Here is a 24741-nt window from a genome sequence, read left to right on the forward strand (position 1 = left end):
ACGGCGAGATAGCCGTGCATCTGGCAGCACATCAAACTTCAGGGGAGAGGGAGATGAAATGGGCAATCGCATGTATCGCGCTACTTGCAATCGCCATCGTCATTGTGTTGGTCTCGCGTCTCCCGAGTGAGGATGCCATTCGCCTCGCCGGCTACGCGGCCACTGCGGCTTTCGCCGCATTGGTCGGCTTCCTGATTCGCTGGCGAGCAAATCGCGCTCAACGAAACAATCGCGCTGGCTGAACATGATCACACGCGCCGGGTATTCACCCGACCCGCGTGACAGCCCTGCAGCGCCTCGCTTCCCGCACGCTCGCTAAACCCATCGAACACCTGCTTCCATCCCGTCTCCGGGAAGGTCGACGCACGTCCCGAGTTTCGTCTGTGGCACGACCTTCGACCCATCCCACGGCACCCAACCAAGCGTAAACCCGATTAGGGAATTTGCATAAAATTAAAATATTGACGTTAAATTAACGACGGGCTACCTTTACTTCTAATGCGACGGAACATCCGGGGCGCAGCAATCGCGACGAGAGAGTTGCCATGTCACACAGCCTGTTTCAACGTTTTCGAGGATTGGTCACCTGCGCCCTGGCGGCGACAGCGTTGGTCATGTCGGTGCCCGCTTTTTCCGAGGGCGACACGCTGAGAGTCGCCACAGAGGGCACCTATCCTCCGTGGAGCTTTAAAGATGCCTCCGGCCAGCTACAGGGTTTCGATGTGGACATTGCGAATGCCCTCTGCGCACAGATGAAGGTGAAATGCCAGATCGTTGCGCAGGCATGGGACGGCATCATTCCCGGTCTTCAGGCCAATCGGTATGACGCAATCGTTGCGTCGATGTCGACAACGCCCGCGCGCCGCAAACAGGTACTGTTCACCAACAAGTACAAGGACACGACGTCCAGTTTTATCGCGGCGAAAGACAGCGGGATCAAGGACGTGTCGCCTGCGGGTCTGAAAGGCAAACGCATCGGCGTTCAACGCGGCGCCTCGCAACACCAGTGGTTGGTCGCCAACGGCTACGACAAGACGGCGTCACTTGTTCTGTATGACGATACGCGTCAGCCGGAATTGGACCTCGTTGCAGGTCGTGTCGACCTCATCATCGGCAACAAGGCAACCTTTTACTCAGACTTCTTCAAACGGCCTGACTCGAAAGACTTTGCGTTTGTCGGACCCGAATTCAAAGGCGGCGTACTCGGAGACGGAAACGCAATTGCCGTTCGTCTCGACAACGCCGAACTCTGTAATCGGATTAACGCTGCGTTGGCCGCAATCATGGCGAACGGCACCTACGATCAGATCAGAAAGAAGTACTTCCCTTTCTCTCTGATGTAATGCGGGAGCCAGCATGGTCGATTTCACTTTGAATGGTTATGGCGGGCTCATCCTGCTCGGGGCCGTGACGACGTTGCTGGTCGCACTCGCGGCCACAGCGATCGGCTCGGTCATCGGGATCCTGATGGCCGCTGCCAAGTTGTCTCCCATGCGGATTCTCAGTCATTTCGCCGGGGCCTACACAACCACGATACGAGGTGTTCCGGACCTGCTGGTCATCTTCCTGGTGTACTACGGCGGCAGCGCAACCCTTTCTCATGTCCTCGGCCGATCCATTGAAATCAATGCGTTCGGTGCGGGTGCGGTGTCGCTTGGACTGGTGTTTGGCGCCTATGCAACGGAGATCTTCCGGGGTGCGATTCTGGAGGTTCCGCGCGGGCAGTTTGAAGCCGCCGCAGCGCTGGGGTTGACGGGTACGGGGAGTTTTGTCCACGTTATTGCACCCCAGGCGTGGCGCCTCGCAGTCCCGGCTTTCGGGAATCAACTGACCGTACTCCTGAAAGAAACGGCGCTGGTTTCGCTGGTTGGCCTGGAAGACTTGATGCGAAGAACAGGCTTCGCCGTTGAGGCAACCAATCGCCCATTCTTCTTTTACCTTGTTGCCGGCGTGCTGTACTTCGTTCTCAGCTTCGCCCTGACAAATGTCTTTAGTACGGTTCGACGCAAGACGTCGACCGCATTGGCGAGGTGAGCCATGTTTGATTTCTCATTGCTCATTTCGAGTCTTCCGCGTCTGCTTGCTGCGTTGCCCGTCACGCTTGAGTTGTTTGTCTGCATCGTGGTTGTGGGTCTCATTGTGGGTGTGCCCACAGCGCTCATGGGATTGAGTTCGTCGAAGGTTCTGAGCGCTTGCGTCAAGTTTTATATCGGCGCATTTCGCGGCACGCCGGCGCTCGTGCAACTGTTCTTTCTCTACTATGGATTTGGACAGTTCTCTTTTATTCGACACTCCGTGTTCTGGCCGCTTCTGCGTGACCCGTTCACCTGCGCCGTCATTGCGCTGGGGTTGAATTCGGGCGCGTACACGGCGCGCATTTTGATGGGGGCACTGTCTGCGGTGCCCAAAGGCATCGTGGAAGCTGCCGAGGCACTCGGGCTAAGTCGAGCTTCGATACTCAGTCGCGTTAAAGCACCGATCGCCATTCGTATTGCAATCCCCGCGTACGCCAACGAAACGATTCTGAATCTGAAGGCGACGTCGCTGGCATCGACGGTGACCATCATGGAATTGACGGGAACGTCGAAGCTATTGGTGAGTGAGACCTATGCGCCCTATGAGATTTTCGTCGGAGCGGGATTGATTTATCTCGCGATGACGTTCTTTCTGTCGCATGCGTTCCGGATCCTCGAGCAGAACATCGCACGCAGAACAGGCAAGGACACCAACGTCGCCAATCCTCGAAAACCTAAGCAACCCGCAATGCTGAAGTCTTCAGATTCTGGCGACACCCACATAGCCTAGTCTTCTTGCAGCACATCTTTATAGGCGGACTCATGTTCCCGAGTCCCCTACACAAAGTTAATGGAGAAACGCAAATTGCTTCGGTTTCTGACACTTGGGCCCAGTGGTAGCAATCACGAGTTTGTGACTGCCCGATACATTCAACATCACGGTCTGGAAGAAAAAGCATCGATGACTCTGGTGTTGAGCTTTGACGAGGCCGCGCGCATGGTGATCGACGGCGAGGCCGACTATATCGTTCAGGTTGCAGTGCATCCTTCAACGGCCGACATCGTCGCGAAGTACCGCAAGCAATTGTTCGTCATCGATGCCTTCGTCTCTTCCAGCAAAGACATGGCGGTGGTGACCCGAGTTGATATCGGTACGCCACGAACGCTCGCACTTCAACCGGCCACGCGTGACTATGTCAATACAGATGGACTGACGCTCATTCCGGAGACGTCGACGGCGTCGGTTGCGGATGGACTTCTCTCGGGCAAATACGAAAGTGGCCTGACGTACTCGTCTCTTGCAATCGAAAACCCCACGCGGTTCAGAATCGACGAGCGAATCGGTACCGTTGACGATCCGTGGATTGTCTATGGCCGTGAGCGATTGTCCGATGGCCAGGTTGTAGCCTGGAAGGAGAGCCCGGCAGCTCGGGCATTCCACGCCCAGACACCTACGCGGCTCGATAGCTGAGCTGCACGAAATGCACAGGATTTCCGCTATGAACACGGTACCGAACAACGAACTCGCGATATCGATCAAGGGACTCTCAAAGAGTTTCGGCGCGTTCAATGTACTCAACTCAATTTCGCTGCGTGTCCGACGAGGTGAAAAGATTGTTCTGTGCGGGCCGTCCGGTTCTGGAAAATCGACCCTGATTCGCTGCGTGAATCGACTTGAGAAGCATGATTCGGGAGATGTCCACGTCGACGGAATCGAGGTCACCGACGATGCGAAACACGTGCGCATGGTGCGTGCCGACGTTGGCATGGTGTTTCAGCATTTCAATCTGTTCCCGCACATGACGGTGCTGGAAAACTGCACCTTGGCGCCGATGCGCGTTCGCGGACTGAAGCGGAAGGAGGCGGAAGCGCGGGCGCTTGAAATGCTTGAACGTGTTCGCGTTGCGAGCCATGCCACGAAATACCCCGCGCAGCTTTCCGGTGGTCAACAGCAACGAGTCGCTATCGCAAGAGCGCTTTGCATGTCGCCCACTATCATGCTTCTCGACGAACCGACATCGGCGCTTGACCCGGAGATGGTCAGAGAGGTGCTCGATACGCTTACGTTGCTCGCACAAGACGGCATGACTATGCTTTGCGTCACGCACGAAATGGGATTCGCAAGAGCGGTGGCCGACCGCATTCTGTTCATGGACCAGGGCGAAATCGTGGAAGACAGCGAGCCCGCCGATTTCTTCGACGCACCGAAGACTGAGCGCGCGAAGCGCTTCCTCAGTCAGATGATTCAAAAATGAATGCGCCACGTTGAAGATGCGCGCGAATTTTCAGGAGTAAAGCATGGCCACAATCAGGTTTGGCACGCTCGGCCCATCCGGGACGAACCACGAGTACGTGACTCGTCGTTACATTGAGTTCCACGGGCTCGAGGCTGAAGTCAAACTCTTCGGCAATTTCGACGACGCCCTGGCTGCGTTTGACGCGGACGAAATTGACTATCTCGTTCAGTGCGCGGTTCATCCAGATACGCCGCGTGTGATGGGCAGTAATTTCCGCGAGCGATTCGTTGTCGACACTTTCATCTCGCCGAGTCAGACATTGGCGATTCTCACACGTAAAGATGTGAGCAAGCCGGAAACAATCTCGCTTGTTTCCCCCGCAACCGATGAGTATGCAGACCTCAGTTCGTATTCGAAGCTGATTCCGGCGGTCTCAATTCCAGTGGCCTTCGAGCGGCTGATGAAAGGAGAGTGCGATTCCGCACTCGTCTATCGATACTATTTTGATTCGCAACCGGAGAAGCTGCGGGTGGATGCAACGATCGGTTCGCCCGATGACGCGTGGATTGTGTACGGCCGGGAGCGTGTTGGGGCAGGAGAGATTGTCGCCAGTCGGGAGAGCGTCGTAGCAAAGCAATTCGCAGAACTGCAGCGGTCACAGCGGTAAACCGACATGTGCGAGAGGCCAGTGCAGGAGCGGTGGCCTCAATTTTCTAGCTGTATTCCCGGATGTTGAAGAATACGGCGAGAAATTTGACCGGCACGCTCTCGATGTCTTCCGGACCATGCGCCGCATTCGGGTCGAACAGCAAACTATCACCGGGTTTCAGATCGTAGAGCCGATTGGCGTACCGGTATTTCATCTTGCCTTCAAGCACGTGAAGGAACTGGATTCCAGTTGTCTGGTGGGTTGACCAGGGTTGGGACTTCTCGTCGAGCGTAACGACATACGGTTCCACGGAAAGATTGCCTGACAATACGTGGCCAACGAGCCGATAGATGTGGCCGTACGACGAACCTTCCCGGTCGACAGTCACGCCTTGTCCAGCGGGTACGAACGAGCAGTCGTGGCGTTCGCTCTGGTCGACGAAAAAACGCGACACCGGTTTGCCCAAAGCATTCGCAAGCCGCGTGAGCGTTTCTATCGATGGCGTCGCCGTTCCTTTTTCGATTCTCGAGAGCATCGAATGCGAAATGCCGGCCATTTTCGCGAGCGTGCCTGAAGCGATTCCTGCTGACGTTCGAAAGGCATGAATCTGCGCAGACAAAGCACGGGACACTTTTTCTACTGCTGGGTCGATCTGCTTCTCTGCTACCTCAATGTCCGGAGATTCTCCAGCGGGCGGCTGGTTCTGAGATTTTGGCATGGCGCCTTCAGTGAAGGAACAGTTCAAAGATGACTACGTGTTGCCATTATATGAGGCATTGCCGTGGATGAGTGTCAGGCCAACAGCTTTTTGACCGCACCGCGCGAGATAGTAAAAGGGGATCACCATGACGCATATCCGTCCTGTTGCACCGACCGATGCACATTCTGTTGCGCATCTTGTGGATGAGCTTCTGAGGGAGCTTCTCAATGGTGAACTTGAACCTGCGGGCCGAGTGTCTATCGCCGAAGCCGTTCTGAGCCAAACGAATCGCTGCTTCGGATATGTGGCGCTCGAAGGCGAGAGTCCGGTAGGCGTAATTCTAATGACAGAAGGCGTGGCGATATACGCGGGAGGACCCTTCGGACAGATCACGGAGCTATACGTCCGGCCGGAATGCCGGTCGGGTGGAGTAGCTGCAGCGCTGGTCCGCGAGGCCACGAAGTTCGGCAAGGAGCGAGGATGGAAGCGACTCGACGTCGGCGCGCCAGATCAGCCACGGTGGGCCAGGACGCTTGCGTTCTATCTGTCCGCGGGTTTTGTTGAAGTTGGGCCACGGTTGCGTCTGGATTTGTGATGATGTCCGTGAGGCGCATTTCGCCGCTGCTACAATGCTTCTCACAAGACGGCCGCGATACGCTCCGTTTTGACTACTACTCCGCCTCATAAAACCGAGAAGCAGTAAGCTCGTTTCTTCATGAATGATGCCGTCGACATAAGATTCCTGCTCAGCATTCGCGAAGCCGGCAGCCTTGCGGGCGCAGCTCGCAAGTTGGGCGTCACGCCGTCGGCGGTAACGAAGAGATTGCAGCAGATCGAGACGAAGCTTGACGTCCATTTGCTGGACCGCTCGACGAGACAATTGCGCTTCACGGAAGAGGGCGAACTGCTTTGTTCTAAAGGCGCTGAGCTTCTTCGTGACTTTGATTCATTGCTCGCAGAGTTGGGTAGGCGAAGAGGGCAATTGGTCGGTGGCTTGAAAGTCAACGCGCCGTTAGGTTTCGGGCGGCGATACGTAGCCCGCATCGCATCTGCATTCAAGGATGCCCATCCGGATGTGGACGTCTCCTTGACACTGTCCGACCGCCCGCTCATTGAAGAATATGACCGCTACGACATCGTCGTTCATATCGGCGAGTTGGGCCCTTCGAACCTTGTCAGGTACGTGATTGCGCCTAACGCTCGCTACGTCTGCGCGTCTCGCGCGTTCCTGGAAAGATACGGTTCCCCCGCCAGCCCGGAAGACCTCGCGAACGTTCCATGCATCGCCCTTCGTCAAAACAACGAGGACGTGACGTTGTGGCATTTTTCGAAGGGGCGTACTTCACGGGGCGTTCGTGTTTCCTCTGGCCTGAGTTCGAACGACGGCGATGTGATTCACCAGTGGGCTCGCGAAGGGCGAGGGGTGATGCTTCGGTCGGAATGGGACGTAGCGGAGGAACTACAAAATGGCTCGCTGATCCGGCTGCTGCCAGGCTGGAAGTTACCGGATGCTGACGTCATCGCGCTTGTTCACCAAAGGACGGGCATGCCGGCACGAATCAAGACCTTTCTGCAACATCTGCAACGGGAGTTTCGTCCACGGCCGCCCTGGCGACCCTGACTCCGCGTCGCAAGGCGAAAGCCGCCCGTCGATTCGTTCCTGAAAGTTAATTTCGGATTGCCTCACTGGAAACCCCGTCGCTGCAGGCTTCAACTAGACTGCATTCAGATACGGGAGGCAACGATGTTTACAGGTTTCACCGACGCGTCGATCCACGTCGACGGCATTCAGATCCACGCAATCCGCGGCGGTAACGGCCCCGCCTTACTGCTGCTGCACGGCCATCCGCAGACCCACGCGATCTGGCATAAGGTTGCGCCCACGCTGGCCCAACACTTCACGGTCATTGCCGCGGACCTGCGCGGCTACGGCGACAGCGGCAAACCGCAAGGCGAGCCCGACCATAGCAACTATTCGAAACGCCGCATGGCCGCAGATCAGGTGTCGTTGATGCGCGCCCATGGCTTCACACAATTTGCCGTGGTCGGTCACGACCGGGGTGGACGCGTTGCTGCGCGCATGGCGCTCGATCATCCGCAAGCCGTGACGAAGCTGGTTGCGCTGGACGTCGCACCGACACTCGCGATGTATGAGCAAACGTCGTTCGCGTTTGCGCGCGCTTACTGGCACTGGTTTTTCCTCGTGCGTCCCGCGCCGTTTCCCGAAACGCTGATTCGATCCAATCCGGATCTCTATCTGAAGCAGACCATAGGTGCACGCAGCGCCGGGCTGGCGCCGTTCACCGATGCCGCCTACGCCGAGTATTTGCGCTGTCTGTCGGACCCTGCCACCGCGCACGGCATCTGCGAAGACTACCGCGCGAGCATCACGATCGACCTCGATCACGACCGTGCGTCGCTCGCTGAGGGGCAGAAGATCGAGTGCGATTTCCTGGCGTTGTGGGGCGCACAGGGTGTCATCGAGCAATGTTTCGAGCCGCTTGCCGAATGGCGTCAGTGGTCGGCGCACGTGAGCGGCGAGGCCTTGCCGTGCGGCCACTACATTCCCGAGGAAGCGCCCGAGTTGTTGCTCGAACGCGTCCTGCCGTTCTTGCAGTCCTAGTCGCTGGTCGACCCATCATGTCAAAACGAACCCTTTACCAGAAGCTCGTCGATTCGCACGTCGTCACGCGTATCGATGTGCAAAACGTGCTGCTGTATGTCGATCTGCATCTGATGAACGAATACACTAGCCCGCAGGCGTTCAGCGCGCTCGCTGCGAAAGTGCGGCCCGTGCGTCGTCCGCGGCAGCAGTTGGCGGTGGTCAGCCACATCATTCCCACGCATGCGGAATCGCCGCGCGTGATTCGCGATGCCGCTTCGCTGTTGCAGGCGAACAACCTCGCACGCAACTGCGATCAGGCCGGTATCGAACTGCATGCGGCGAACGATCCCCTGCAAGGCATCGAACATATCGTCGCGCCAGAACGCGGTTTGATTCGCCCAGGCATGGTCGTGCTATGCGGCGATAGTCACACGACTACGTACGGCGCGCTCGGCGCGTTGGGCTTCGGCATCGGCACCTCGGAGGTCGAGCACGTGCTTGCCACGCAAACGCTGGTCTATCGCGTTGCGCAAACCATGCGTATCACGATCGACGGGACGTTGCCTTACGGCACGTCGTCGAAGGATGTGATTTTGTGGATCATCAGCCGCATTGGCGCACAGGGTGCGCGCGGTTACGCGGTGGAGTTCGCAGGGTCTACGACCGCCTCGCTGTCTGCGGAAGCGCGCATGACCTTATGCAACATGACTGTCGAAGCCGGCGCGCGAGCGGCGTTGATCGCACCCGATGCGACCACGTTCGACTATGTCCGCGCGCACGCAACATCACTGGACGATGCCCAGTGGGCTGCTGCCATGAACGACTGGCGCGAACTGAAATCGGATGTCGGCGCGAGTTTCGATACGGAACACCATTTCGACGCACACGATATCGCGCCGTTCGTCACGTGGGGCACGAGCCCCGATCAGGCGATTGCGGTCGATCAGCGCATTCCCAGTGCGGCCGCGCAAAAGACGCCTGAGGCCGCTGCCGCACTGCGGCGCGCGCTCGACTATATCGGGCTCGATTCAGACCAACCGATTGCAGGCACGCCGATCGATCGCGTGTTCATCGGTTCGTGCACCAATGGACGTATCGAAGATCTGCGCGTGGTCGCTGCGATTGTGCGAGGGCGCCACGTCGCGCAAGGGGTGCGCGCGATGGTCGTACCGGGCTCGGGCAGCGTGCGCCGCCAGGCCGAAGCCGAGGGCATAGCGACCCTGCTGCGCGATGCCGGCTTCGAATGGCGAGAGCCGGGCTGTTCGATGTGTCTCGCGATGAACGACGATTTTCTCGCGGTAGGCGAACGCTGCGCATCCACGACCAACCGCAACTTCGAAGGACGTCAGGGACGCGGCGGCCGCACCCATCTGATGAGTCCCGCGATGGCCGCAGCCGCCGCGCTAACCGGGCGCATCACCGACGTCCGCACCCTGGAGACGCAATCATGCTAACGAGACTCACCGAAATCGACGGGAATGCCACGCCATTGCCGATCGAAAACCTCGACACCGATCAGATCATGCCGAAGCAGTTTCTTCGCATCATTGACAAGGCCGGGTTGAGGGAGGGCTTGCTGTATGACCTGCGTTTCGACGCAGCAGGCGAGCCGCGCCCGGATTGCGTGTTGAATCAGACGGCGTATCGCGGCGCACGCATCCTGATCGGCGGCTCGAATTTCGGCTGCGGCTCGAGTCGTGAGCATGCTGTGTGGGGGCTTCAGCAATTCGGTTTCGAAGCCGTGATCGCGCCGAGTTTCGCGGAGATCTTCTATTCGAACGCGATGAATAACCGCTTGTTGCTGGTGCAACTGGATCGCGAAGCAGTCGATGTTCTAATGCAGGACGCAGTGACACATCCGGCTGCACGAATGCATATCGACATCGAGCAGCAAACGGTGACGGCCGCCAGTGGCCGCGTGTTCACGTTCCCGCTCGGCGCGCGTCACAAACAGATGGTGATTGAAGGCATGGACATCATCGATCTCACGCTCGCTTCACTCCCCGCTATTGAAGCGTTTGAGCGGACCCATTTCAAACGGCATCCCTGGGCCGCCGTGCTGTAAATCCCCTGGCGGCCCTTGCGCCGCCATTCAACCGAAACGCGTGTGACCGATTCCCCGGCAGAAGGGAAGGGACGCGCTTTGCCTTTAAAAAACGGAGGAGACATGAAGCGTAAACCGCTTTATAAGGTGCTGTACGTGCAGGTGATCGTGGCGATCGTTGTCGGTGTGATCGTCGGCCACTTCTTGCCGGCGAATGCGGTGGCGATGAAACCGCTCGGCGACGCTTTCATCAAACTCGTGCGCATGATCATCAGTCCGGTGATCTTCTGCACGGTCGTGACCGGCATCGCCAGCATGCACGACATGCGCAAGGTCGGCCGCGTGGGTGGCAAAGCGCTGCTGTATTTCGAAGTGGTGTCGACACTCGCGCTTGCCATCGGTTTGCTGGCCGCGCACGTTTTGAAACCCGGTGTGGGCTTTAACGTCGATCCCGCTACCCTCGATGCGGGAGCGATATCCAGTTACGCCGCACAAGCCGCGCACGGCGAAGGGCTCGCGGGGTTCTTCATGCACATCATCCCGGAGACGTTCATCGGTGCGTTCACCCAGGGCGATATTCTGCCAGTGCTGCTGATCGCCATGTTGTTCGGCACCGCGCTCGCGGTGATGGGCGAACCCGCGAAACCCGTTATCGGTTTGATCGAACTGCTGTCGAAAACCTTCTTCCGTATTGTGCGCATGATTACGAGCCTCGCGCCAATCGGCGCGTTCGGCGCCATCGCGTTCACGATCGGCAAATATGGGATCGTTTCCTTGCTGCCGATGATGAAACTGATCGGCACGTTCTATCTGACCGCATTCCTGTTCGTCTCGTGCGGGCTCGGCCTGATTGCGCGGGCATGCGGTTTCAGCTTGTGGCGCTTCGTCGTGTACATCAAGGACGAACTGCTGATCGTGCTCGGCACGTCGACATCGGAAGCAGCGTTGCCGCAGTTGATGGAGAAGCTCGAACGGCTCGGATGCTCGCGCGGGATTGTCGGGCTGGTTGTGCCGACGGGTTACTCGTTCAATCTCGACGGCACCAATATCTACATGACGCTCGCGGTGCTTTTTCTCGCCCAGGCCACCAATACCCATTTGACGATTGCTCAGGAGATCACGTTGCTGGCGGTGACGATGCTGACGTCGAAAGGTTCGACCGGCGTGACAGGGGCAGGCTTTATCACGTTGGCGGCGAGTCTTTCGGTCGTGCCGACCGTGCCGGTGACGGCGATGGTGCTGATTCTCGGCATCGACCGTTTCATGTCTGAGTGCCGTGCGCTGACCAATACGATGGGTAACGGTGTGGCGTCGATCGTGATTGCGGCGTGGGAGAAGGAGCTGGATCGCGACAAGCTGAAGGCGGCGTTGGCGAGACCGGTTGTCACGTCCGGCACGGTTGCCGCGGAGGAGGGCGAGGCTGTGGTGGGTCGCTTGCCCGAACGTGAAACGCAGCGCCCGATCTGATTACGCCGCCGTGGTCGCCTGATGCCCATGCACCAGCGACAACAACCCGCGGCGCGAATTCACGCCAAGCTTCGCGAATGCGCGCTTGGCGTAAGTTTCAACCGTCGATTCTTTGACACCCATCGCCTCGGCGATCGCGGCCGTCTCACATGCTACGATGCTCCGTTCATCGCACAGAACACCGGAGACATAGATGCGTCCAGAGAGTGCAACCCGTTTCGACGAACAATTCGCCCCTCGCATCGCGGAAGCAATCGCCGCCTGTTTTGCCACGACAGTGCACACAGAAGTACTCCCCTACGGCGGCCACGGCCACCCCACCCGAGTACGAATCCACGCAACCCCGATCGAAGACCTACGCCACTACGCGCATCCGTTGAACCTGTTCCTAACCTGGGACAGCGACGAAATAGAACGCCTGATGGGCCCAGAAGGCCCATCCCGCTTCGCCGGCTACCTGGCCGCGTTACCCCGCAAGCTCGAAGCCTGGCGCCACGTCCGCGAACTGGACTTCATCTCGCACACCCAGGCCGAGCCGACGGTCTTACTCGGCGGCCTCGACTTTGAGTCTTGATTAAGAAGCTACAGCACCAATCCGAAAGAAACTCACACTTTGCACCAACCCTGAAGCCGTACTCTGCACCGCATCGGCCGCCGCAGCCGCCTGCTCCACCAAAGCCGCATTACTCTGCGTCACCTGATCCATCTGCGTGACCGCATCGTTCACTTCCGCAATACCTGCAGCCTGATCGACGCTGGCCGTCGCGATCGCCTCAACGATACGCGTCACGCTGCCCGCGCTTTGCACCACGCCGTCCATCGTATTGCTTGCGTGATTGATCAACTGCGTACCGGCGTCGATCGTGGCCACCGACTCACGAATCAACGCCTTGATCTCACGCGCGGCATCGGCCGAGCGTTGAGCGAGACTGCGCACTTCACTCGCGACCACCGCGAAACCGCGTCCCTGCGTGCCGGCCCGCGCCGCTTCAACCGCTGCGTTAAGCGCCAGAATATTGGTCTGCGCAGCGATCGCTTCAACCACCGCGATGATATCGACGATGCGCTTGGATGCCGCATCGATCTGGCCCATGGTGCGCACGGCATCGGTCATCACCACACCGCCGTCGCGTGCCGCTTGCGCTGCGGTTTGAGCGAGCGTGGTGGCCTCGCGTGCGTTGCTGGCGTTGCGCTGAACCGAGTCGGTGAAATGCTGCATCGACGCGGCGGTTTCCTCGAGCGAGGCGGCCTGCTGCTCCGTGCGCGCCGACAGATCGAGGTTACCCGCGGCGATCTCCCGCGTCGCCGAGGAAATCGTGTGTGCGCCTTCACGAATCTCGCTGACGATGTGCCGCAGGCGTTGATTCATTTCGTTGAGCGCGATTAGCAGCTGACCGGTTTCGTCTCGACTCACCACGGCGACATCGGCACGCAGATCGCCTGCCGCAACCGCCTGCGCGACGCCTACCGCTTGCCTGACCGGCACCGTGATGCTACGGCTCAGGAACCAGACCGCGAAGGTGCCCACGCCGAGCGAGCAGATCACGACCGACAACAGCAGCACGCAGGCGAGCGTGTACGCATGTTCCGCGGCATCGCCCGTGCGCACGCTGGAGTCTTGCGCCTGCTGCATCACCAGGGCGACGATGTCGTCGATAGCGGCGGTCGGCGCGCGGTCGATGCCTTTGACCAGTCCGTCGACGATGTGCGCCGTATTCGGATCGGCCGCATCGTAGTGTTTGAGCGCGTCGAGGTAACTGTCCTGCAACGAGGCGTGCGTGGCGAGCGCCTTGTCAACGCCGTCGACGTTGGCGCCCAATGCACTCAGTTGATCCTTCAGACGCAACAGCGCGGCGTGCGTCGTGCCGCTTTCCTTGCTGAAGGCGTCACGGTACTTGGCGAACGCAGCCGGATCCGCGCCGCGCAGCAACAGGTCTTTCCATTCCTGCACCTGTTTCTTGAATTCGACCTGTGCGACGCGCGCTGTGTCGGCGGCTTGCGCGTATTGACTGAGCGTTTGCGCGGACTGGATTTGCAGAGCATGCGTATTCGACAGCGCGTGCCATCCTTCCAGGCCCACCACTATGGTCGCGGCGAGCAGCACCGCGCCGAGCAGCGCCAACTTGACGGCGATCTTCAGATTTCTATAGAACGTCACTGCGATTTCCTTTGGTGGATCTTAGTCCAGCTTGAATTGCGTCACGGCACCGGCAAGACTCACGGCCTGGCTTTGCAAGGCGGCAGCGGCCGCTGTGGATTCCTCCACCAGCGCGGCGTTCTGCTGAACCATTTCATCGAGTTGGCTGACTGCGCGGTTTACTTCCTGAATGCCGCGCGTTTGCTCGTTGGCCGCCTGGGTGATTTCGGAAATGATGGTGGTCACGTTGGCGACGTTGCTGACGATCTCTGTCATCGTCTCGCCGGCCTGGCGCACCTGGCCCGACCCGGAGGTCACGCTCGCCACGGTTGCTTCGATCAGCCCCTTGATCTCCTTCGCGGCCTGCGCACTGCGTTGCGCGAGGCTGCGCACTTCGCCGGCGACCACCGCGAAACCGCGGCCCTGTTCGCCGGCGCGTGCGGCCTCCACCGCTGCGTTCAACGCGAGAATGTTGGTCTGGAATGCGATGCCGTCGATTACGCCGATGATGTCCGAGATCTTCACGGACGCATGTTCGATCTCGCCCATCGTCGTAATCACTTCGGAGATCACTACGCCGCCGCGCGAGGCGACCTGCGACGCGGACACGGCCGTATCGTCGGCCTGCTTCGCGGCGCTCGCCGATTGCGTAACCGTCGAGGTGATTTCTTCCATCGACGCCGCCGTCTGTTGCAGGCTAGCTGCCGCTGATTCGGTGCGGCCCGACAGATCGACGTTGCCGGCGGCGATTTCATTGGCGGCCACGCGCACCGATTCGCTGGCATCGCGAATCTGGCGCATCACGTGGCTGAGTTTGTCGATGAAGGTGTTGAACGAGCGCGCGATCTGCGCGACTTCGTCGTTGCCGACCGCTGGCAGACGTTGTGTCAGATCGCCTTCGCCCGAGCCGATCGCGTCCATCGCATCGCGTACTTTCGACAGGCGCTGGAACGATACAGCGGTGACCGCGGCCACGATGGCGGCGGCGATCGCGGCGATCACGATTAAGGCAATCACCGAAGCAGTCAACAGCGATCGCATGCCCGCCGTCGCTTCCGATTTGTCGAGTGCGACGACCGCGTACCAGTCGGTGCCGGGAATGGCCTCGGCGCGCAGCAGCTTCGTGCTGCCGTTCACGTCGACTTCGACAGGGTGCTCGGCGCTGAAAAGCGCAGTCACCTTGTCGCTAGTCAGTGCGGGGGCGAGGTCCGATACCGGCTTCAAGGTCAGCTTGGCATCCGGATGCGCGACGATATGGCCGCTCGCGTCGATCAACATGCCGAAGCTCGCGGGCGTCGGATGAATCGCTTTGACGTTGGCAATCACGCTGTCCATCGCGACGTCTCCGGACACCACGCCTTTCACCACGCCGTCGCGCACCACGGGCGCGGCGAATGCGACCACCAGCTTGCCCGTGCCCACGTCCACATAGGGCGGCGTTACTACCGGCTTGCCCGCTGCGGCGGCCTGCTTGTACCAGGGACGGCCGGTCGGATCGTAGTCGGGCGGAATGCCGGTCGGGTCCGAAAACTTCGCGGTCTTGTCCGCGTAGCCGACGTACACGTTGGTGAACTTGCCGGCTGCGGCGATCTGCTTCAACGCGGCGGATGGATCGGGTTGCAGCACTGCGTCCTGCAGCGAGTTGATCATCTGACTATTGGAGGCGATCCAATCTTCGATACCGTCTGCATGACCGCTTTCGACAGCGTTCAAACTGCTTTCGATCGCATCGGCGTTGTATGAGTTGGCGACGACATAGTTGAGAACCGCGTTAGCAGCGAGCGCGACCACAACGATGGCGACGCACAGGGCGACGATGCGCGCGCGAATGGAGGAGAACATGTTGGGAGTCTTTCGGAGTAAGCAGTGAACCGTAGTCGGTGAGGCGGGGGCCTCATACGCGGTATACGGCGCCGGCAGTGGGGACTTGAGCAGGTAATGCTTTCAGTTTCTGACGGCGGCCGGCAACGCCGCTCGTGGCGGCGCGGCGCGATGCTACACACTTTTTCGCGCGCTGCGGGGTTTTCAATGGATGCCGAAACAGCGCCCTGGCAGTGAGTTGCAGGGTGCTGTATTCGTATGACGATAACGCCGGAGATGACGCTATATACCGATGCGCACAGATGGTTTCACATCACCGGAGAATGCAGATGATGCGGGTGGTCGAGTGTCTCGCCCACGATACGCAGTGCCTCTTCGCATTCGTCGCGCGTCTTTGAACCACCGAGGCACACACGCATTGCGTTCGGCGGATTGCCGTCGGTGGAAAACGCCGCTCCTGCAACGGCAGCGATGCCCTGGTTGCGCAGTTGCAATGCGAGTTCGGATGCACTCCAGCCGCTTTCGGCCGGCACCGGCAACCACAAATGAAAGCCATCCGCGTGCGCTTCGTAAGGCCACGCTTCGAGCATGCGCGATGCAATCGCCTGGCGTGCGCGCGATTCGTTGCGGATCGCGTTGAGCATATCGAGCGCGGTGCCGTCGACGATCCATTGTGTTGCGAGCGTGACGGTGAACGGACTCGCCATCACCGTTGTCGCGCGCAATGCGCCGGCGAGACGCTGCGTTTGCCTGGCAGTCGGTGCGTGCAGATGCGCCACTCGCAGACCGGCGCCGAGACTCTTCGATAAACCCGTTACGTAGTAGGTCAGTTCGGGAGCGAAGCTCGCGAGTGCATCGGGCGCACTCTGCGGCAGCATCGCATACGCATCGTCTTCGATGATCGGAACGCTGTAGCGCAACGCGACGTCGGCGAGCGCCTCGCGCCGTTTGTGCGTGAGCGTGAGTGTGCTCGGATTCTGCAGCGTCGGATTGCAATAGAACGCGCTCGGCTTGTCGGTCTTGCAGAGCGCTTCGAAGGCGTGTGCGAGTGGGCCTTCGTCGTCGCGCGGCAGGGCCTGCAGACGCACGCCGAGTTGCGCGGCAATGGCCTTGATGCCGGGGTAAGCCAGCGTGTCGAGACAGATCGTGCCGCCGGGCCGCGCCAACTGCGAGACGAGCGCCACCAGCGCGCTATGAATGCCGGGGCACACCAGTACGTTCTGCGCGTCGCAATGCGGCACGCGCCGCTTCAGCCATTCTGCGCCCGCATCCTTGTCGGCAGCCGAGCCGCCGAAGTCCTGATAGCGCAGCAACTGATACGGATCGCTGCCGCTCATCAGGCGCGCTGCCGAATCGCGCAAACGGGCCGCGAAATCGGGCGGCTCGGGTGGCGTATTCATCGACATCTCGATGCTGCTGCCGCCGGCGAGCGGCAAGGTGGCGGTTCGACCACGCACGAAGGTGCCGCTGCCCGCGCGCGAATCGAGCAGGCCGCGCTTGCGCGCCTCCGCATATGCGCGCGCCACCGTCGTGTAGTTCAGCGCGAGTTCCTCGGCCAGATCACGCAGCCCCGGCAAGCGGTCGCGTGGACGCAGGCGGCCGGTGGCCAGATCTTCTTCGATCAGATCGGGAATCGCGAGGTAAGCCGGCTTGCGGGTGTCGGCGAGGCGTTTGATCCAGTGATGTGTCGGGCTGCTCATTTGTAGCCTTCGGCTGGGGGTGAAGGTCATTGATCGCATCCAGATGCGATCAATGATCGGATTGATCGTCCGTGGTGAATGAGTGCACCACGCCGACTCGTCCCGGCAGGCAAATCGCACTTGGCTGGTGCGATATCGCGGGGTCGAGGGCTCCTGCCCGCGACGTCCCGGCTATATGCAAGCTTCACGCCTAAAAATTTTTCGAGTCGCATGTCGAATCGAGGCGGAATTGATTGTTGATTGATCGCATTTGCGTAATCGATCAATGGCACGGCCGTTGCATTGAGAGAAGCGCGCACGGATTGAGCGTGCCATCTTTCACTTAGCAACCCTGATCGGAGAGTGTCATGCCAGCCGTCAATAAACCGCTGCATCAGAAAGGCGATTACCTTGTCGACTACGAAGAGAAAGTCTTCGAAGACGTGAAGGCCGAACCAGGCGAGAAGGCACTCGTCACGTTTCATACGGTCGCGTTCGAGGGGTCGATCGGTTTCGTCAATCTGTTGCAGGCTACGCGCTTGCAACGCAAGGGCTTCGAGACGTCGGTGCTGCTTTACGGGCCGGGCGTCACGCTCGGTCTGCAACGCGGCTTTCCAACGCTCGGCGACGAAGCGTTCCCCGGCCACCTTAACTTCAACAAGCAACTGATGAAGTTCATGGAAGAGGGCGGCAAGGTGTACGCCTGCCGCTTCGCACTGCAAGCCTTGTACGGGCACGGCGAAGCGTCGCTGATCGAAGGTATTCGCCCGATCAGTCCGCTCGACGTGCTCGATATCCAGCTGCTTCATCGCAAGGACAACGCGCTGATCATCCACACGTGGACGGTTTGACGAGAGGCGGGTGACCACTATGTCCGACAAACGCATCGTGCGTGCCGCCGCGGTCCAGATCGCACCGGACTTCGAGCGCAGCGGCGGCACCCTCGAGAAGGTATGCGAGGCCATCGAGAAAGCTGCGCGCGAAGGCGTGCAACTGATCGTATTCCCCGAAACCTTCGTGCCGTACTACCCGTACTTTTCTTTCGTGCGTCCACCGGTTGCTTCCGGCGCCGATCACATGAAGCTCTACGAGGAAGCCGTGATCGTGCCGGGCCCGGTGACGCAAGCGGTGGCCGAGCAGGCGCGTTTGCATCGGATGGTGGTGGTGCTCGGCGTCAATGAGCGCGATCACGGCAGCCTCTACAACACGCAGTTGATCTTCGACGTGGACGGCCAACTGGTGCTCAAACGTCGCAAGATCACGCCGACGTTTCATGAACGGATGATCTGGGGGCAGGGCGATGCGGCCGGCCTGAAGGTCGCGCAAACGGCGGTGGCGCGTGTCGGCGCGCTCGCGTGCTGGGAGCATTACAACCCGCTCGCGCGCTATGCGTTGATGACGCAGCACGAGGAGATTCATTGCAGCCAGTTTCCCGGGTCACTGGTGGGACCGATCTTCGCCGATCAGATCGAAGTGACGATCCGGCATCACGCACTGGAGTCGGGCTGTTTCGTGGTCAATGCAACGGGCTGGCTGAGCGAAGTGCAGATTGCCTCGGTCACACCCGATACGAATTTGCAGAAGGCGCTGCGTGGCGGCTGCAACACCGCGATCGTGTCGCCGGAAGGACAGCATCTGGCGCAGCCGCTTCGTGAAGGCGAAGGCATGGTGATCGCCGATCTCGACATGGCCTTGATCACCAAGCGCAAACGCATGATGGATTCGGTCGGCCACTACGCGCGGCCGGAATTGCTGAGTCTTGCGATCAACCGGCGGCCGGCGGAAACCGTCGCGCCGATGCCGGCCTGGTCCAGTGCTTCGAGCACGGGTTTCAATTCAAACGAGGGATGGCGCGATGAGCTCCAGCGAGACACTGTCGGCAGCGAGCCGGCAATTGATGACTGAATTGCAGTCGGCTGGTTTGCGGCTCGTGTCTCCGGATGCGGGCGCGGCGAGCCGGCGCGGCGGCGCAGGACCATCGGACCACAAGGCTGTGACGGTGGACGGCGTGACGATCATGGTGCCGGTGCTTACGAGCACCGCCTGGCACTCGCCGTTCGTCGCACAGACGCCGGACGCAAACGGCTCGAGCGCCTTGCTGCGCGGCACGATCCCGATTGCCAATATCAGCTTTCCTAAAGCCCCGCGCTTTTACGGCATGCAGACGCTCGACGGCGTGCCTTACTCGCACATTGCCGCACTGCATAGTGCGGACGTGTTGGCCACGACGGTGCTACAAACCTGCATCCGCTACGAGAGTCGTCGCAAGAGTTGCAAGTTCTGTGCGATCGGGCAATCGCTCGCAGCAGGCCGCACGATTGCGCGCAAGACGCCGGAGCAATTGGCCGAAGTGGCGCGCGCGGCCGTATTGCTCGACGGCGTCAAGCATATGGTGCTGACCACCGGCACGCCGCCCACGTCCGATCGCGGCGCGCAGATTCTGTGCGAAAGCGCCTTCGCTATCAAAGCGGCGGTCGATCTGCCGATCCAGGCGCAATGCGAACCACCCGACGACGACCGCTGGTTCGCGCGCATGAAAGCGAGCGGCATCGATACGCTCGGCATGCATCTCGAAGTGGTGACGCCCGCGTTGCGCGAACGCATCATGCCGGGCAAGGCGAGCGTGCCGCTGGCGCGCTACATGGAAGCGTTCAAGGCGGCAGTTGCTGTGTTCGGACGCGGTCAGGTGAGTACGTACATACTCGCCGGTCTTGGTGATAGCGCGGAGGCCATTCTGTCCATGTCGCGCGAGTTGATCGAGCTCGGTGTCTATCCGTTCGTTGTGCCCTTCGTGCCGATCAGTGGGACGCCGCTCGAAGATCATCCCGCACCCACGCCTGAATTCATGAAGTCCGTTCTGCAACCGCTCGGCGCAATGCTGAACGTGGCCGCGATGCGCTCAAGCGATATCAAAGCCGGCTGCGGAAAATGCGGCGCGTGTTCGTCGTTGTCGTCGTACGAGGAGTGATCATGTTCGGTGAGGCGATCGCAGGCGAGGCACTGGAAGGCGACGTGGGTTTCGCACCCTATGCGCCGAGCGAATTCCGCATCAAGTGGACGACGCTGGATTGGGAGGCCGATGAAGCGTACAAGTTGCGGCGCGCGGTGTTCTGCATCGAGCAGGGCATTTTTGTTGGCGACGATCGCGACGATATCGACACGCACGCGCAGCAACTGGTGGCAGTGAGCTGTGTCGCCGGCATGCCGGAGCAGGTGGTCGGCACGGTGCGGATTCATCGCGATGAGGGCAACGTGTGGTTCGGTTCACGTCTTGCCGTACATGCTGCGTTTCGCCGCCATGGAAAAATCGGTGCGACGCTGATTCGCCTCGCGGTGAGCAGCGCCCATGCGCTCGGCTGCGAGACTTTTCTCGCCCACGTGCAGAGCCAGAACGTGCCGCTCTTTTGCGCGAGGCATTGGGACGTGCTTGCAGAGGAAATGTTGTTGGGCCGGCCGCATCATCTGATGCAGGCGCAACTCGATTGGTATCCGCCGTGCGTGACGCCGTATAGCGGCTTCGTGACTCATACTCAACCGCATAGCGCAGCGTCCGCACGGAGCGCGGCATGACAAGCGTGGGCGATCTCGTCGCCAGCCTGCGCGAGAGTCGCGGGTTTCGGCACAAGACAGATATCGTCGACGTGGTCGGCTCACTCGCCCGGCGTTTGCCTGGTGGCACGCAGGACCTCGCTCAGGCTGTTGCACTTGGCGACGATTGCGCGGCCATTGCCGATGGCGATGGCTACCTGTTGTTCGCGATCGAAGGCATGGTCAGCGATTTCGTGAGCGCTATGCCGTGGTTCGCCGGCTACAGCAGCGTGATGGTCAACATCAGCGATATCTACGCGATGGGCGGACGGCCGCTGGCGGTGGTCGATGCGCTATGGAGTCGAGGCATCGGCGCCGCCGAGGAGGTGCTCGCCGGCATGGCGGCGGCCTCCGTTGCTTATGGCGTACCGCTAGTCGGCGGTCATACGAATACGCGCAGCGATGCGGCGCAACTGGCGGTGTCGATCGTGGGGCGCGCGAAAGCGCTCTTGTCGAGCTTCAATGCGAAGCCTGGTGACCGCTTGATGATGGCCGTCGATCTGCGCGGGCACTTCGAGGAACCGTATCCGTTCTGGAATGCGTCGGTGGGTGCGCCGCCTGAACGTTTGAGAGCGGATCTCGAGCTGCTTGCGCAGTTAGCGGAAAGTGGCTTATGCGACGCGGCGAAGGACATCAGTATGGCCGGCACACTCGGCACGGCGCTGATGCTGCTCGAGTGCTCGAGAGTGGGTGCACGGATCGATCTTGAGCGTATTCCGAAGCCTGCGGACGTCCCCTTGGAGCGTTGGGTCACCGCATTTCCGAGCTTCGGCTATCTGCTATCGGTTCGGGAAGAGCAGGTGGACGCAGTGCAGGCGCAGTTCGATTCGCGTTCGCTCGCTTGCGCGGTGATCGGTTCGGTCGATGCGACGTGTGAGGTGGTTTTGCGTCACCACGATGAGCCGGCGGTGTTGTGGGATTTTAATCGCGAGCCGTTCATGATCGCGAAGGACGGTTTGCGATGAACCCGTTGCGTATCGCGTTGCTGACGCATTCTGTCAATCCGCGTGGCGGGGTTGTGCATACGCTTGAACTGGCGACCGCGTTGACCGCGCTCGGTCATGAGGTGACCGTGTTTGCGCCGGCTGCGCCGGGCGAGACGCTGTTTCGCCTGCCGCCATGCCGCGTGGTCTATGCGCCGATCACGCTATCGCAGACCAGCACGGTTGCCATGGTGGAGGCGCGTATCCATGCATTCAAGCAGACCTTGATGGAACACGACGCGTGGTCGTTTGATGTCTTGCACGCGCAGGACAGTATCAGCGGCAACGCACTCGCGGAACTGAGAGCGCAAGGACTCATTCGTGGTTTCATGCGCACCGTTCATCACCTGGATCATTTCGACGATCCCCGTCTTGCTGCATGGCAGCGGCGGGCGTACGAGGATGCGGAGCAAGTGTTGTGTGTCAGCGATACATGGACGCGAGAGATGCGTTCGACACTCGGTATTGCGGCGCTGACGGTGCCGAACGGTGTCGACATCGCGCGCTTCACGCCTGACCAAGACGAGCACGACGCGCAGATCACGCGGCGCTTGGGTATTGATAGTGGCCCGATCGTACTTTCAGTGGGCGGTATCGAAGCGCGCAAGAACACCCTCGCGCTGCTGGAAGCATTTGCGTTGGTGCTGCGCACGTTGCCGGGCGCGCAACTTGTGATTGCCGGCGGCGCGAGCCTGCTCGACCACGACGTCTACGCCCGTGGCGTGATTAAGCGAGCTGCGGAGTTGGGGCTGTCAATTGGCCCGGGCGAAAGCGTGGTCGTGACCGGGCCGCTCGAAGACGCCGCCATGCCCGCACTCTTTCGCAGCGCAGACGTGTTGTCGATGGTGTCGTTGCGCGAGGGCTTCGGTCTGGTGGTGCTGGAGGCGCTTGCTAGTGGCACGCCGGTGGTTGCCTCGGCAATCGCGCCGTTCACCGAGTATCTCGACGACTCCACGTGTTACTGGGCGAATCCGACCGATGTCGAGTCGATAGCGGCGGCGTTGCTACGTGCTCTCGGCGGCAGCGGTAGTCGAATTGATTTCGAGCAGGCCGTGCCCAGGTTACTCGCACGCTTTAGTTGGGCCGCAAGCGCGCGGCGTCACGTCGACGTGTACCGCCAATTGCTGGCAGCGCGCGCATTAGCTATTCATTGATCAATTGAGGATTTGCGATGCCTGTCATGCACTTTCGGATTCAGTGGCCCGATGGCGATGAAGCGAACTGTTATTCGCCGTCGCTCGTCATTGGTGATTTCTTCAAACCTGGCGAGGCCTATGCGCTGGACGACTTCGTCGAACGTTCGCGGCAGGCGTTGGGTATCGCTTCGGAGCGCGTGCGCGAGAAGTACGGCTTTGCCTGCTCGGCGGCGATGGATCAGCTCGCGCAGATCGAACGCGAAGCCGAGCGTTTTCGCGATCGACCCGAAGCGACCGTCAAGGTTATCGAATTCAGTTAGGCGCTTATTTTTGCAGAGGACGCATCATGTCGAATCCAACCCATCCTGGGCGCGCTGACGGGCATTACAGCGTGCTCGTCATCGGCGGCGGGCAGGCGGGCCTGTCGGTCAGCTATTACCTCAAGCAGGCCGGCATCGACCATCTGGTTGTGGAAAAGAACACGGTGACGCATACGTGGCGGCAGCAACGCTGGGACGCGTTCTGTCTCGTGACGCCGAACTGGCAGTGTGCGTTGCCCGGTTACCCCTACCTGGGAGACGATCCGCACGGGTTCATGAAGAAGGACGAGATCATCGGCTATCTCGACGGTTTCATCGCGCACGTCGAAGCACCGGTGATCGAGCACGCGGAAGTCAAACGCGTGAAGCAGCGCGACGACGGCGTCTATGCGATCGTGACCACGCAAGGCGATTTCACAGCGGATCAGGTCGTGGTCGCCTCGGGTGGCTATCACACGCCGATCGTGCCGCGTCTCGCCGAGCGCTTGCCCGCAAGCATCGTGCAGTTGCAATCGTCAGCGTATCGGAATCCAGAGACCTTGCCCGACGGCGCGGTCATGGTAGTGGGCACGGGGCAATCCGGCGCGCAGATCGCGGAAGACCTGCATTTGGCCGGACGCAAGGTTGTGCTCGCGGTCGGCGAGGCGCCACGCTGTGCGCGTTTCTATCGGGGACGTGACGTGGTCGATTGGCTCGCCGACATGCAGTATTACGACATGCCGGTGGAAAAGCATCCCCTGCGCGAAGGCGTGCGGGACAACACCAATCACTATGTGACCGGCCGCGACGGCGGACGTGACATCGATCTGCGCAAGTTCGCCGCTGAAGGCATGGAGCTATACGGCAGGCTCGACGACCTGTGCGACGGGCAATTCCATTTCGCCCCGACGCTCGCCGCCAATCTCGACGCCGCGGATGACACGTACAACCGGATCAACGCGAGCATTGACGGTTTCATTGAAAAGCATGGCATCGACGCACCGGTGGGTGAAGTCTACGAACCCGTCTGGAGACCAGCCGAAGAACGTACGACACTTGATCTCCACACTAGCGGCATTTCGGCAATTATCTGGTGCATCGGTTTTACTCCCGACTTTAGCTGGCTCGACGCGCCGGTGTTCAATGGTCGTGGTTATCCAGCGCATACCCGTGGCATTACGCCGATCGACGGTTTGTATTTCGTCGGTTTGCCGTGGCTGCATACATGGGGATCGGGGCGCTTCTCGGGCGTCGCGCGCGACGCGGAGTTCGTCGTACAGGCGATTCGAGAGAAAATGCGCGAGCGTGAGTCGGTGAGGTCGGCTGTGGCGGCTTGAGATTAAGGCTTACACATCAAGACGTGAAGGCAAAAAAACGGCCG

27 protein-coding genes are annotated in these 24741 nt (G+C 60.2%); 22 read left to right on the forward strand and 5 right to left on the reverse strand.

The genetic code is table 11. The annotated features are described in order from the left end of the window. The first annotated feature begins 53 nt into the window (after nucleotides 1-53). From M0D66_RS27170 to M0D66_RS27200, 7 genes are all read left to right on the forward strand, one after another. Nucleotides 54-242: a hypothetical protein gene (locus M0D66_RS27170; protein WP_266212106.1), complete on the forward strand. Its 189-nt coding sequence runs from the start codon at nucleotides 54-56 to the stop codon at nucleotides 240-242. A 303-nt stretch (nucleotides 243-545) separates the two neighbouring features. Beyond that, nucleotides 546-1343 carry a transporter substrate-binding domain-containing protein gene (locus tag M0D66_RS27175; protein WP_301773108.1) on the forward strand — a complete coding sequence of 266 codons (798 nt, stop codon included), beginning with the start codon at nucleotides 546-548 and terminating at the stop codon, nucleotides 1341-1343. A gap of 13 nt (nucleotides 1344-1356) precedes the next feature. Then, nucleotides 1357-2034: an ABC transporter permease gene (locus M0D66_RS27180; protein WP_093643216.1), complete on the forward strand. Its 678-nt coding sequence runs from the start codon at nucleotides 1357-1359 to the stop codon at nucleotides 2032-2034. 3 nt (nucleotides 2035-2037) lie between these two features. After that, nucleotides 2038-2805 (forward strand): ABC transporter permease, encoded by a 768-nt coding sequence (locus M0D66_RS27185; RefSeq protein WP_093643213.1) that lies wholly within the window; start codon nucleotides 2038-2040, stop codon nucleotides 2803-2805. Nucleotides 2806-2880: 75 nt separating this feature from the next. Further along, nucleotides 2881-3486: a hypothetical protein gene (locus tag M0D66_RS27190; RefSeq protein WP_301773109.1), complete on the forward strand. Its 606-nt coding sequence runs from the start codon at nucleotides 2881-2883 to the stop codon at nucleotides 3484-3486. Between the two features lie 28 nt (nucleotides 3487-3514). Continuing rightward, nucleotides 3515-4270 (forward strand): amino acid ABC transporter ATP-binding protein, encoded by a 756-nt coding sequence (locus tag M0D66_RS27195; protein ID WP_211707838.1) that lies wholly within the window; start codon nucleotides 3515-3517, stop codon nucleotides 4268-4270. Nucleotides 4271-4313: 43 nt separating this feature from the next. After that, nucleotides 4314-4919 carry a hypothetical protein gene (locus M0D66_RS27200; RefSeq protein WP_266212110.1) on the forward strand — a complete coding sequence of 202 codons (606 nt, stop codon included), beginning with the start codon at nucleotides 4314-4316 and terminating at the stop codon, nucleotides 4917-4919. Between the two features lie 46 nt (nucleotides 4920-4965). On the opposite strand, the gene M0D66_RS27205 is transcribed toward M0D66_RS27200, so the two are convergent. Continuing rightward, nucleotides 4966-5619, reverse strand: coding sequence for an XRE family transcriptional regulator (locus M0D66_RS27205; RefSeq protein ID WP_200618904.1), 654 nt, complete (start codon nucleotides 5617-5619; stop codon nucleotides 4966-4968). Nucleotides 5620-5746: 127 nt separating this feature from the next. Here M0D66_RS27205 and M0D66_RS27210 point away from each other — a divergent pair, with 127 nt between their 5' ends. From M0D66_RS27210 to M0D66_RS27235, 6 genes are all read left to right on the forward strand, one after another. Beyond that, on the forward strand, nucleotides 5747-6196 hold the full coding sequence (locus tag M0D66_RS27210) for a GNAT family N-acetyltransferase (RefSeq protein ID WP_266212112.1): 450 nt from the start codon (nucleotides 5747-5749) through the stop codon (nucleotides 6194-6196). 120 nt (nucleotides 6197-6316) lie between these two features. Continuing rightward, nucleotides 6317-7222, forward strand: coding sequence for a LysR family transcriptional regulator (locus M0D66_RS27215; RefSeq protein ID WP_200618902.1), 906 nt, complete (start codon nucleotides 6317-6319; stop codon nucleotides 7220-7222). A 123-nt stretch (nucleotides 7223-7345) separates the two neighbouring features. Beyond that, nucleotides 7346-8224, forward strand: coding sequence for an alpha/beta fold hydrolase (locus tag M0D66_RS27220; RefSeq protein ID WP_200651090.1), 879 nt, complete (start codon nucleotides 7346-7348; stop codon nucleotides 8222-8224). A gap of 17 nt (nucleotides 8225-8241) precedes the next feature. Next, the gene (gene leuC, locus M0D66_RS27225) at nucleotides 8242-9660 is read left to right on the forward strand and encodes a 3-isopropylmalate dehydratase large subunit (protein WP_200651091.1); all 1419 of its coding nucleotides are present in this window, start codon (nucleotides 8242-8244) and stop codon (nucleotides 9658-9660) included. After that, complete coding sequence (gene leuD / locus M0D66_RS27230) at nucleotides 9654-10271, forward strand: 3-isopropylmalate dehydratase small subunit (RefSeq protein WP_200618899.1); 618 nt, start codon at nucleotides 9654-9656, stop codon at nucleotides 10269-10271. The genes leuC and leuD overlap by 7 nt, the downstream gene beginning before the upstream one ends. 102 nt (nucleotides 10272-10373) lie before the next feature. After that, nucleotides 10374-11717 carry a dicarboxylate/amino acid:cation symporter gene (locus M0D66_RS27235; RefSeq protein WP_256455339.1) on the forward strand — a complete coding sequence of 448 codons (1344 nt, stop codon included), beginning with the start codon at nucleotides 10374-10376 and terminating at the stop codon, nucleotides 11715-11717. Here M0D66_RS27235 and M0D66_RS27240 read toward each other — a convergent pair whose 3' ends face one another. Then, nucleotides 11718-11960 (reverse strand): LuxR C-terminal-related transcriptional regulator, encoded by a 243-nt coding sequence (locus tag M0D66_RS27240; RefSeq protein WP_266212113.1) that lies wholly within the window; start codon nucleotides 11958-11960, stop codon nucleotides 11718-11720. On the opposite strand from M0D66_RS27240, the gene M0D66_RS27245 reads away from it, so the two are divergent. Continuing rightward, nucleotides 11911-12291 (forward strand): DUF5594 family protein, encoded by a 381-nt coding sequence (locus M0D66_RS27245; protein WP_266212114.1) that lies wholly within the window; start codon nucleotides 11911-11913, stop codon nucleotides 12289-12291. The genes M0D66_RS27240 and M0D66_RS27245 overlap by 50 nt on opposite strands. On the opposite strand, the gene M0D66_RS27250 is transcribed toward M0D66_RS27245, so the two are convergent. The 3 genes from M0D66_RS27250 to M0D66_RS27260 all read right to left on the reverse strand — a co-directional run bounded on the left by M0D66_RS27250 (nucleotide 12292) and on the right by M0D66_RS27260 (nucleotide 17375). Continuing rightward, nucleotides 12292-13875, reverse strand: a complete 1584-nt coding sequence (locus tag M0D66_RS27250; RefSeq protein WP_266212115.1) for a methyl-accepting chemotaxis protein — start codon at nucleotides 13873-13875, stop codon at nucleotides 12292-12294. A gap of 21 nt (nucleotides 13876-13896) precedes the next feature. Further along, nucleotides 13897-15696, reverse strand: coding sequence for a methyl-accepting chemotaxis protein (locus M0D66_RS27255; RefSeq protein ID WP_200618894.1), 1800 nt, complete (start codon nucleotides 15694-15696; stop codon nucleotides 13897-13899). 287 nt (nucleotides 15697-15983) lie between these two features. Further along, entirely contained in the window at nucleotides 15984-17375 is a 1392-nt protein-coding gene (locus M0D66_RS27260; RefSeq protein ID WP_093643179.1) for a PLP-dependent aminotransferase family protein, read from the reverse strand. Nucleotides 17376-17722: 347 nt separating this feature from the next. Between M0D66_RS27260 and M0D66_RS27265 the strand changes: the two genes are divergently transcribed. The 8 genes from M0D66_RS27265 to M0D66_RS27300 are packed head-to-tail and all read left to right on the forward strand — an operon-like array spanning nucleotide 17723 to nucleotide 24697. Beyond that, nucleotides 17723-18205, forward strand: coding sequence for an MSMEG_0572/Sll0783 family nitrogen starvation response protein (locus M0D66_RS27265; RefSeq protein ID WP_054040483.1), 483 nt, complete (start codon nucleotides 17723-17725; stop codon nucleotides 18203-18205). A gap of 19 nt (nucleotides 18206-18224) precedes the next feature. Continuing rightward, nucleotides 18225-19259 (forward strand): Nit6803 family nitrilase, encoded by a 1035-nt coding sequence (locus M0D66_RS27270; protein ID WP_211702422.1) that lies wholly within the window; start codon nucleotides 18225-18227, stop codon nucleotides 19257-19259. Further along, nucleotides 19252-20322, forward strand: a complete 1071-nt coding sequence (locus M0D66_RS27275) for an MSMEG_0568 family radical SAM protein (RefSeq protein ID WP_266212143.1) — start codon at nucleotides 19252-19254, stop codon at nucleotides 20320-20322. The genes M0D66_RS27270 and M0D66_RS27275 overlap by 8 nt, the downstream gene beginning before the upstream one ends. Nucleotides 20323-20324: 2 nt before the next feature. Then, nucleotides 20325-20924, forward strand: coding sequence for an MSMEG_0567/Sll0786 family nitrogen starvation N-acetyltransferase (locus M0D66_RS27280; RefSeq protein WP_266212116.1), 600 nt, complete (start codon nucleotides 20325-20327; stop codon nucleotides 20922-20924). Continuing rightward, the gene (locus M0D66_RS27285; protein WP_266212117.1) at nucleotides 20921-21907 is read left to right on the forward strand and encodes a sll0787 family AIR synthase-like protein; all 987 of its coding nucleotides are present in this window, start codon (nucleotides 20921-20923) and stop codon (nucleotides 21905-21907) included. The genes M0D66_RS27280 and M0D66_RS27285 overlap by 4 nt, the downstream gene beginning before the upstream one ends. Continuing rightward, on the forward strand, nucleotides 21904-23079 hold the full coding sequence (locus M0D66_RS27290) for an MSMEG_0565 family glycosyltransferase (RefSeq protein WP_266212118.1): 1176 nt from the start codon (nucleotides 21904-21906) through the stop codon (nucleotides 23077-23079). The genes M0D66_RS27285 and M0D66_RS27290 overlap by 4 nt, the downstream gene beginning before the upstream one ends. A 17-nt stretch (nucleotides 23080-23096) precedes the next feature. Then, nucleotides 23097-23381, forward strand: a complete 285-nt coding sequence (locus M0D66_RS27295; protein WP_093643161.1) for an MSMEG_0570 family nitrogen starvation response protein — start codon at nucleotides 23097-23099, stop codon at nucleotides 23379-23381. Nucleotides 23382-23407: 26 nt separating this feature from the next. After that, on the forward strand, nucleotides 23408-24697 hold the full coding sequence (locus M0D66_RS27300; RefSeq protein ID WP_266212119.1) for an MSMEG_0569 family flavin-dependent oxidoreductase: 1290 nt from the start codon (nucleotides 23408-23410) through the stop codon (nucleotides 24695-24697). Nucleotides 24698-24741 lie beyond the last annotated feature (44 nt).

It is taken from the genome of Paraburkholderia sp. SECH2, from assembly GCF_030464795.1.
GTDB lineage: Bacteria > Pseudomonadota > Gammaproteobacteria > Burkholderiales > Burkholderiaceae > Paraburkholderia > Paraburkholderia aspalathi.